Origin of the sequence: Chamaesiphon polymorphus CCALA 037 (assembly GCF_003003845.1) — a bacterium.
Classification (GTDB): Bacteria; Cyanobacteriota; Cyanobacteriia; order Cyanobacteriales; family Chamaesiphonaceae; genus Chamaesiphon; species Chamaesiphon polymorphus.
Genome location: NZ_PVWO01000190.1, coordinates 1 through 10,069, shown reverse-complemented (window position 1 = coordinate 10,069; position 10,069 = coordinate 1). Strand labels below are relative to the sequence as shown.

General features: G+C 45.0%; 9 protein-coding genes. 7 read left to right on the top strand and 2 right to left on the bottom strand.

Annotated elements, in window-relative coordinates:
- Window positions 1–266 precede the first annotated feature (266 nt).
- Entirely contained in the window at window positions 267–1,343 is a 1,077-nt protein-coding gene (rsgA, locus tag C7B77_RS15225; RefSeq protein WP_106306359.1) for a small ribosomal subunit biogenesis GTPase RsgA, read from the bottom strand.
- A gap of 209 nt (window positions 1,344–1,552) precedes the next feature.
- Window positions 1,553–2,146, bottom strand: coding sequence for a TetR/AcrR family transcriptional regulator (locus C7B77_RS15220; RefSeq protein ID WP_106306355.1), 594 nt, complete (start codon window positions 2,144–2,146; stop codon window positions 1,553–1,555).
- A gap of 163 nt (window positions 2,147–2,309) precedes the next feature.
- On the opposite strand from C7B77_RS15220, the gene C7B77_RS15215 reads away from it, so the two are divergent.
- The 7 genes from C7B77_RS15215 to C7B77_RS15185 all read left to right on the top strand — a co-directional run bounded on the left by C7B77_RS15215 (window position 2,310) and on the right by C7B77_RS15185 (window position 9,978).
- Window positions 2,310–3,722: a biotin/lipoyl-binding protein gene (locus C7B77_RS15215; protein WP_106306352.1), complete on the top strand. Its 1,413-nt coding sequence runs from the start codon at window positions 2,310–2,312 to the stop codon at window positions 3,720–3,722.
- 87 nt (window positions 3,723–3,809) lie between these two features.
- Window positions 3,810–4,988 carry an ABC transporter permease DevC gene (gene devC / locus C7B77_RS15210; protein ID WP_106306349.1) on the top strand — a complete coding sequence of 393 codons (1,179 nt, stop codon included), beginning with the start codon at window positions 3,810–3,812 and terminating at the stop codon, window positions 4,986–4,988.
- A gap of 29 nt (window positions 4,989–5,017) precedes the next feature.
- A complete protein-coding gene (locus tag C7B77_RS15205) occupies window positions 5,018–5,725 on the top strand; it encodes an ATP-binding cassette domain-containing protein (protein ID WP_181243874.1) in 708 nt (235 codons plus the stop codon).
- A 75-nt stretch (window positions 5,726–5,800) separates the two neighbouring features.
- Window positions 5,801–6,334, top strand: coding sequence for a QcrA and Rieske domain-containing protein (locus tag C7B77_RS15200; RefSeq protein WP_106306346.1), 534 nt, complete (start codon window positions 5,801–5,803; stop codon window positions 6,332–6,334).
- A 94-nt stretch (window positions 6,335–6,428) separates the two neighbouring features.
- Window positions 6,429–7,781: a TIGR03279 family radical SAM protein gene (locus tag C7B77_RS15195; RefSeq protein ID WP_106306343.1), complete on the top strand. Its 1,353-nt coding sequence runs from the start codon at window positions 6,429–6,431 to the stop codon at window positions 7,779–7,781.
- 132 nt (window positions 7,782–7,913) lie between these two features.
- A complete protein-coding gene (locus tag C7B77_RS15190; RefSeq protein ID WP_245894213.1) occupies window positions 7,914–9,479 on the top strand; it encodes a TolC family protein in 1,566 nt (521 codons plus the stop codon).
- A 202-nt stretch (window positions 9,480–9,681) separates the two neighbouring features.
- Complete coding sequence (locus C7B77_RS15185; protein WP_106306337.1) at window positions 9,682–9,978, top strand: 2Fe-2S iron-sulfur cluster-binding protein; 297 nt, start codon at window positions 9,682–9,684, stop codon at window positions 9,976–9,978.
- Window positions 9,979–10,069 lie beyond the last annotated feature (91 nt).

Sequence of the window (10,069 nt, the reverse complement as noted above, 5' to 3'; positions counted from 1 at the left end):
TTAGTATTCTACCGCCCCGAAATTCATTTCAGGGCGGTTGAATACTAAGAACTAGCGTTGCAGCTTTGCTATGGTGACAAGCTAGCCACTCTACTTACAAAGGGGAATTTACACAAAGGTTTTAAATATGAGGTACCAGAGATCGTGCAAATACCGATAACTGATGGTTTGCCGCAGTATCTACAGTGAATCGGTGCCGTAACTGGGCGATCGATTTAAATCGCCATATTAACAACCCAGTTATCAATTATCAATTATCAATTAATTTAATCATCATCTAATTCTTCAGTCAGTTCATCGATCGATTGAATGAGAGTATGACGCGAAATCTGACGATATTTTGAGTCTAATTTTGGCTCGTATTGTTTTTTACCAACCCCGCTTTTTTGTTTTAAACTATTTTCCAGTTTGGGTTGAGATTGCACTTGCTGTTCCCAGGCGATCGAGTCAGCCAGAAATTCTAGATAATGAGCGTACCGTTCCCAATCTCCCCGCACGACACAATTTGGTTCGTCGCGGTGGGTACAGTCACTAAATTGACAATGCGCGATCGCCAATCGCTGCCGAATTTCGGGAAAATATCTAGGTAATTCTGTCGGCGTACAGGCGATATCGGGTTGATTGAAACCAGGAGTATCGGCAATTAAACCACCTGTGGGCATCGTAAATAATTGAACGTGGCGGGTAGTATGTCGTCCCCGACTGAGTTTGCCAGAGACAGTCGCTACGCGAATATTTGAATCGGGAATTAAGGCGTTGGTGAGGCTAGATTTGCCCACCCCAGAATGTCCGGCAAATACGGTAATTTGACGATCGAGTTCGAGTTGCAACTCTTTGACGCCGACTCCAGTTTCGACGCTAATGACGATCGGCTGATAGCCCCAAGCACTCAACCTGTCGCACCATTCCTGTCGCTGGATCTCGGTGACTAAATCACTCTTATTCAGGCATAGGCTGACCTGTAAGCCTGTCGATTCTGCCTTGACGAGAAATTTGCTCAACAAAAACGGATCGAGGGCTGGCTCGGCCAGAGCGAATACCAGCAAGATCCGATCGGCATTGGCGACAGGCGGTCGATCGAGTAAACTATGGCGGGGAAATACATCGACAACTACACCCCGTTCGCCTTGCCAATCCACTTCATCGATCGTCACGCGATCGCCGACAATCGCACTGACACCAATTTTCTGGAGCCGCGCGCGGCGGGTACACAAGATGAGTTTTCCCCCTACCGCCTCGGTAACCGGATCGATCTGCACCTGGCAGAAATTGGCTTGAACGGCAATTACCGTACCTACTAATGGCGTCGAGATCGGATGGGTGGGAGTTAAATTTTGATGCACGCAGACTATCGATCGCAAGAGTTCTTCTCATCTATCATAATTGTTCTGAGTTGGCATCGGTATTCAGCGTTGAGTTACAACAGGTATTGTGTTGTCGCAGATGTTTGCTGATTCCGGTAAACCAAGGTGAAATTTAGATTTTAGTTATAATTATGCTGACTACGGTCAATCGCTATCTCGATTTTGTTAAAACAGATCGAGTCGATGATTTACTGCTCGATCGATTTCAACATCATTTCCATCAAGTTATCAACTACTCGCGATCGCTCGATCGGCATCACTTCTCTGGTATGTAAAATATTTTGTGATATGTGATAATAAACCAGCGTTCCGATAAATAATGAGGTTGCTGCTTCGGGATCGGATATTTTCAACTCTGGATGTGAAATAATATATTCAACAACTACATCATTAATCGGCTTAAAGAGATTGGTGACACATGTTTTCGCTAATTCTGGAAAGCGTCCTGATTCACCAATAATCGTCCGCATAAAACAACTAAATTCTTCATCTTCAAAATTTTTAAAAGTTACTTCAGCTATATTTCGCAACACAACTTTTGGATCCCCAGCAAGTGGTTCGCTCCCAAAAGTCGAGCTAAATTTTTTCTCTGCTAGGTTTTCAATTAAAGCCTGAAATAATACTCCTTTATCTTTGAAATAGCTGTAAACTGTCGGCTTTGATACACCAGCAGCAGCAGCGACTTTTTCCATACTTGTACCTGCATAGCCGCGCGCCAAAAACTCCTGCATCGCTCCTTGCAGTATTTGCGCTACTTTTTCCCTGTTGTGTTCTGCGTCCAAATCTCTCGCCTGCCTCAACCTGACCTTTAATAACTCTCCACCACATTCTATTCTAAGCAGCGAAACACTGTTTTTTATTTACTTGACTAAACGGTTTAGTCAAGGTACACTCAAACCACCTGCTAAATTACTAAACGGTTTAGTCAATTCGGAGCAAAAGAGGATGTTGCAAAAATCGGATGGATTGCCTTGGTGGAAGGCTGGTTGGCGAGTGCGGCTAATCTTGGGAGCGATGGCATTGCTGGGTATCGGCATTCCCATCTACATCAACCAACAACAGCAAACAGCCGCAGCAGCCAAACAACAGCAATTAACAGCAGTCGTCGCGCCTACAACCGTGACAGCATTGGGGAAATTGGCACCCAAAGGGGAAGTCATCAAGCTATCTGCACCGACATCAGTAGAAGGCGTAAAAATCGAGAAACTATTGGTAGAGGAAGGCGCGACAGTCAAAGCGGGACAGTTAATCGCGATCTTGGATAGTCAGGGACGCTTGCAAGCAGCGGTAAATGAAGCCAGAGCTAAAGTGAGTGTCGCCCAAGCAAGTCTGGTAAAAGTCAAAGCTGGAGCCAAGCAGGGCGAAATCAATGCCCAACAAGCTACAATTGGCAGGCTGCAAGCCGAACGAGGAACGGGAATCGCAGCCCAGCAAGCGACACTTGCCAGAGTAGTAGCGGAAACAGCCACTCAAATCGAAGCCCAGCAAGCCACAATTGCCAGAGTCAAAGCCGAAACAGCTACTCAGATCGAAGCCCAAATCGGAGCCATTGCCGAAGCTCAGGCTGGACTTGTCAACGCTCGATCTGAGGATAAGCGTTATGCTGCTCTGACTCGACAGGGAGCGGTTTCGGCATCTAGCGGTGATAGTAAGCGATTAACTTTGCAGACAGCACAGCAGAAAGTAAATCAGGCTCAAGCAAATTTAAGAAGGATTGAATCTTCTGGGAAGCAACAACTAGCCGAGGCTCAAGCTAATCTGCGCCGGATTCAAGCATCAGGACAACAACAGATTGTTGAAGCAAAAGCTAATTTGCAAAAGATCGAGACATCAACACAACAGCAGATTAAAGAAAGTCAATTTACGCTCGATAAAATTGCTGAAGTCCGTCCGGTAGATATCATGTCCGCTGAAGTAGATGTCAAAAGTGCGATCGCATCTTTAAAACGCGCCGAAGAAAATCTCACTCAAGCTTATATTAAGTCGCCCCAAGATGGTCAAATCTTAGAAATTTTCGCTCGTCCAGGGGAAGTAGTTGGCAGTAGTGGGATCGCCGATCTTGGTAGAACTAGTCAGATGTATGGCGTGGTAGAAGTTTATCAAAGTGATATTAATAAGATTCGAGTTGGGCAGAAAGTAAAAATCACCAGTAATTCTCTATCTGGTGAATTGCAAGGCGCGATCGAACGAGTCGGTATTCAAGTCAAGCGTCAAAATGTCATCAATGCCGATCCGACTACTAATATTGACGATCGAGTCGTGGAAGTTCATGCAGTCTTAGATCCAGAGTCAAGCCAAAAAGCTGCTAAGTTTACTAACTTACAAATTCAAGCAGTAATCGATCTTAACTCCCGATAATTTACTGCCGATCTTATCCATGTCACGTTATCAAAATCAAAATCTAATCGATCGATAATTATCTAAAATCGAGCAACTGCTAGTAGTATGCTAAAAATCATCCAAAATCTCACTCGCAGAACTCCACTAGGCTGGCTCCAACTGACTCAACATAAAAGCCGATTTGCAGTGGCAATCTCCGGCGTGGCATTTGCAGACTTGTTAATGTTAATGCAATTGGGCTTTCAAGGTGCCCTGTTTGATAGTGCTGTCATATTGCACTCAAAATTAACAGCAGATGTATTTATTATCAGTCCCCAAGCATTAAATATTGGAGCAATGTCTACATTTCCCCGTCGTAGACTATACCAAGCGATGGATATAACGGGGGTAAAATCGGCAGAGCCGATGTATGTTAATCTGGTGACTTGGAAAAATCCCCAAACTCGCGATAAAAAAAATCTCATTATTGTCGGATTTAATCCCGATCGACCAATTTTTAATTTACCTGAAGTTAATAGTCAATTAGATAAAATCAAGCAGTCGGATGTATTATTATTCGATCGAAAGGCGATCGGTGCTTATGAAAAAGTCGTGGAGAGCGTCGATGATGGTAAAGCGGTGACTACCGAGATCGAACGCCGCACTGTGTCTGTTAATGGCTTATTTTCGATTGGCTCTTCATTTTCAGCCGATGGACATTTGATGACGAGTGAAGATAATTATTTACGATTGTTTTCTCGACAATCGTCAGGAAATATCAATGTAGGGCTACTGACGCTAAACCCAGGTTACGATCCTACCCAAGTAGTCCAACAGTTAAAAGCTTATTTACCCAGACAAGATATCAAGGTGCTGACAAAGGAGGAATATATTGCTTTTGAGCAGGGATATTGGCAACAGCAAACACCAATTGGGCCGATTTTCAACCTTGGTGCCATCATGGGCTTTATTGTCGGGGTAATTATTGTCTATCAAGTTTTATCAACTGATGTTAATTCTCACCTCAGAGAATATGCTACTTTTAAGGCGATGGGCTACAGCAATACTTATTTGCTTGGTATCGTATTTGAAGAGGCATTAATTTTAGCAGTAGTGGGTTTTATTCCAGGTTTAATCGTATCGCTCGGACTTTATACAGTTGTTGGTGGGGCTACCAATTTACCGATCGCCATGACTGTTTTTAGAGCAGCTCAGGTACTCGCAGGTACTCTGATAATGTGTATGCTTTCTGGTGCAGTTGCCACAAGCAAAGTTCAAGCTGCCGATCCTGCTGATATGTTTTGAGATAATTGATAATTGATAATTGATAACTAATGCTCATGATAGAACCAGTTATTTATATTAATAACCTCGACCATTACTTTGGAAAAGGTGCTCTACGCAAGCAAGTATTGTTTGATATTAATCTGGAAATAAACATAGGTGAAATTGTGATAATGACGGGGCCATCGGGTTCTGGTAAAACGACACTATTGACTATGTGCGGTGGATTGCGATCGGCACAATCTGGCAGTCTTAAAGTATTAGGAACAGAATTATGTGGAGCATCGGCAAAACAACTGACGATCTCACGTCGCCATCATGGCTATATTTTTCAAGCTCACAATTTACATGAAAGTTTAACCGCCCTGCAAAATGTCAAAATGGGTTTAGAATTACACCCAGACATTTCAGTGGCAGAAATGAATCAAAGATCGATTGAAATGTTGGAATTGGTGGGATTGGGCGATCGCGTAAATTATCTACCAGAGAACTTATCAGGCGGACAAAAACAACGAGTCGCGATCGCGCGTGCCCTTGTCAGTCAACCTAAAATTTTGCTAGCAGACGAACCAACTGCGGCACTAGACAAACAATCGGGGCGCGACGTAGTGGATTTAATGCACAAATTAGCTAAAGAACAAGATTGTACAATTTTATTAGTAACTCACGACAATCGCATTTTAGATGTTGCCGATCGCATTATTTATATGGAAGATGGCAGATTGGCTAAAGCACCAGATTTACAAAAAGTAAGTTAAAAATATATCCATTCGGCTACTAAAAATCGTTAAAATGAAAGCGCATGACTTAAAGTCCACTTACCCGTAAAAATCATGCTTAAACGTCGTTCGTTTCTTGCCTATTTTAGTATTGGCTGGTTCGCTAGTTATTTCCCGATCGTTCTAGCTGCCTGCACTCCGCAGAAATCGATGGCACAAACCCCAACTAACGATCGCCTCAAGACAGACGACAAAGATACCCCCAAACCCATCGTCCAGCAAAAGCCTCAAAACTTAACCCTTGTGGGTTCTGTCAGCGATTTAGATAAAAACGGTTATCTCCAAACCAAAGAAGTCGCAGTTGTCAGACAGGTTTACACTTATTCTCAAAAATTAGTTGCTGTCAATCCCAAATGTACTCATCAAGGTTGCGATGTCAAATGGGTAGTGGCAGATAAAAAATATGTTTGTCCCTGCCATGGTTCGAGTTTTGACGCGACAGGAGAAGTTTTAAACGGCCCCGCAACCAAATCTTTAGCTGTCTATCCTGTTAAAATTGTTGGTACTCAAGTCCTAGCTGAAATTTTACCACCACCCCCAGTCAATCCCGATCGCCAGAAACCCTCTGGTCGCGGACATAGAGAATAGGCTTTAGGCTTTAGGTCTTAGGCTTTAGGGCAAAGGAAATAAAAGATCTATCCACCCACTCTCCCCCACTCTCCCAACTCCCAACTCCCAACTCATGAGCGAAACAGCGATCCGTCCGGCCATAATTACTGGAGTTATTCCCGATTCGATCGCGGCAGAAGTTGGATTTACTCCAGGCGATCGATTGGTAAAAATTAACGGTCAAAAACCGCGCGATTTAATCGATTATCAATTTTTATGCTCGGATGAAGTTCTAGATTTAGAAGTATTAGATGTCAAGGGTAAGTCGCATCAGATCGAGATCGAGAAAGATTATGACGAAGATTTGGGACTAGAGTTTGAGACAGCTTTATTCGATGGTTTGATTCAGTGCAATAATAAATGCCCCTTCTGTTTTATCGATCAACAACCTCCGGGCAAGCGCGAATCTTTGTATTTAAAAGATGATGATTATCGCTTGAGTTTCTTGTATGGCAGCTATTTAACTTTAACCAATCTCACGACCAAAGAATGGGATCGGATCGCCCAGATGCGACTCTCGCCGCTGTACGTGTCCGTTCATGCTACCGAGCCAGAAATTCGATCGCAACTGCTCAAAAATCAGCGGGCGGGCGAGATAATGAAACAGCTTGAATGGTTTCAATCCCATCGGCTCGAAATTCACGCTCAAGTAGTATTATGTCCGGGAATAAATGACGGTAAACATCTCGATCGTACCATCCGGGATCTGGCTAGTTTCCATCAAGGCGATTCGCCAGCAGTAGCGTCAGTTGCCGTCGTTCCTGTAGGCTTGACGCGGTTTCGTCCCAACCTCACCGAACTTGCCCCCGTTACCCCCGAAATTGCTAGCGTTGTCATCGCGCAAGTCGAAGCCTTACAGCAAGAATTTCAGCAACAATTTGGCTCCACTTTCGTCTGGTTAGCTGATGAATGGTATTTAATTGCCGGGGTAGAACTTCCGCCTAGCGATTATTACGAAGACTATCCCCAGTTAGGAAATGGCGTCGGCTCGATTCGTCGCTTCCTCGATGAATTTGCCGAAGAAATAGCTGAATGGGAGGTGACCGAAATCGATCCGCCTCACACCTGTACCTGGGTCGTCGGCAATGCCGTCGAAAATGCCTTCCAACCCATCGTCGATCGGTTGAATGCCATTCCAGGTCTAACAGTCAACTTAGTGGCGATCGCCAGCCAATATTGGGGTCAACAGATGACAGTTACCGGGCTATTAACAGGGCAAGATCTCATGAATGAGTTACCGGGGAGAGATTTAGGCGATCGAGTCCTAATCCCCAGCGTCATGCTCAAACACGATGAAGCCAAATTTCTCGACGATGTGACGATCGATGAATTAGCCGCAAAATTACAGGTTCCGCTCGTGCCCGTTGACGGAATTGATAATTTTCTAGAAAAATTAGGGGAAAATAGATTGGGGGCAAATAGTTAATGCTAGTGGTTTGTGTCTGAATAATTCGTTTGCGTAGTTTCTTTCAGATAGCTGTAGTGTATAAATATCCAGATCTTTAAAGCCATTTTTATAAAATCATCGCGTATGCTAACTTCGATCGAATCAATCCACATGTCAAACAACCACGATCGTACTATCCCTAACCCGATCGGTCGAGTCTTGCTAATGAAGCATCGTCAGACTAAAGTTGGACTTCGCACGATTTGTACGATCGTCGTGCTGAGTTTGGGTAGCTTGGGGCAGATGGAAACAGCAGCAGCTCGATCTTTAGATGTGGCAGGGGGTGCTCAAAACGGCAAACTAACTACACTCATCGCCCAAAATCCACCCACTCCGCCAACACCTCAACCTGCCGCTCCACCCAAACCCGCGCCTGCCTCTTCAGCTCCCATTCCCAATCTCATCAACAATCTCAATCTGCCCAAAACGGGTAATGAAGTTCAAATTACCGGGCGCAGATCGATTACCTTACAAGAAGCGATCGATATCGCCTTTAGAAATAATCGTCAAATCCAAGCCGCTCGCTTAACAGTCGATCGATCGCGAACGGGAATCGACCAAGCTAGAGCCGCTCAAGCCTTGCAACTTCAATTGCTCGGCAACCTCCAAAATCAAGGCTCACCGCTAATTATCGGCGACCCAAACCCATCTGGCACCAATAGTGCTAGCAATGTCGATGGAACACTCCAAGCCACTTACAGTATTTTCAGTGCGGGTCGCAACGAGAGTAGCGTCAGAGCTGCCGAAGAACAAGTCCAATTCGATAGGCTCGATTTGGTGCGGATCGAACAACTGGTGCGCGGGCAGGTACTGACAGCATATTACGATTTGCAAGCAGCCGATTCGTCCGTGATTATCAATCAAGCGGCAGTTGCAGATGCCACCCGCAGTTTGACCGACGCTCAACTCCAAGAGCGAGCTGGTGTCGGAACGAGATTTGATATCCTCACCGCCCAAGTCCAACTTGCCACCGCCAATCAAGACCTCACCAACGCCCAAGCACAACAACAAACCGCTCGCAAACGGATCGCCCAAATTCTCGTCGTCGATAACAATACCGAATTTACCGCCACCGATCCCGTTCGAGAGTCTGGTACTTGGCCGTATTCACTAGAAGATAGCGTGGTATTAGCATTCAAAAATCGTCCCGAACTCAGACAGCAGATATCGCTGCGCCGGATCAGCGAACAACAACAGATTATTGCGGCAGCAGGGGACTCAGCTCAGGTCAATCTGTTTGGTAGATATGGTGTTAACAAAAGCATCTCAACTTCTGCTCCCGCTCAAGATAATTACAGTGTAGGAGTACAGTTGAGTTGGAGCTTCTTGGATGGTGGTGCTTCTGGAGCTGGTGTCAACAACCAACGAATCAGCCAGCAAATTTTTGAGAACCAGTTTACAACGACCCGCAATCAAGTTCGGTTTGAAGTCGAACAAGCATTTTCTACGCTCGGCTCCAATCAAAAAAATATTGCCACATCTACTCAAGCTCTCCGCCAAGCCGAAGAAAGTCTCAAACTCGCACGTCTGCGCTTTCAAGCTGGTGTAGGAACTCAAACTGATGTCATTCAAGCCCAAACCCAACTCGCACGCGCGCGCGGCAATCGCATCACCGCAATTATTAATTACAACCGTTCGCTCTCCGATCTCCGCACGGCAACATTAGTTCTTCAGTAGGAGGGAGGAGTTGGGAGTTGGGAGTTGGGAGTTGGGAGTTGGGAGAGGGGGAGAGTGGGTGGGGATAGATCTTTAATTTCTTTTACCCTTTACCCTTTACCCTCCAGCCTATCCCCTAATCCCTACATTTACCCCCTTGGCAAAACTGCCAAAGCTCTTAATAATTCTTAATAGGGTCTAAATTATTTTTGAGGGTATAGAGATGAGTGCGATTAAATTTATCAAAGAGAACAAGGAGATTATCGTCGCACAGGGGGCAAATCTGCGCGAGAAGGCAGTTCAAAACCAGATTGACATCTATACCTTCAAAGGTAAACTGATGAACTGTGGCGGCTACGGTCAATGTGGCATGTGCGTGGTCGAAATTGCGGAAGGGATGGAAAATCTCTCTCCCCGAACTGATTTTGAGAACCGTAAATTAGCCAAAAAACCTGCAAACTACCGCCTTGCTTGTCAAACACTGGTGAATGGAGCCGCGTGCGTCAATACGAAACCCTAGTTGTGACAGGCTAGAGATGGCAGCGAGTGAGATTCTGCTATCTAGCTGAGTTTCTGGCGATCGGGTCGATAAAATCCGATCGATCTTGCCT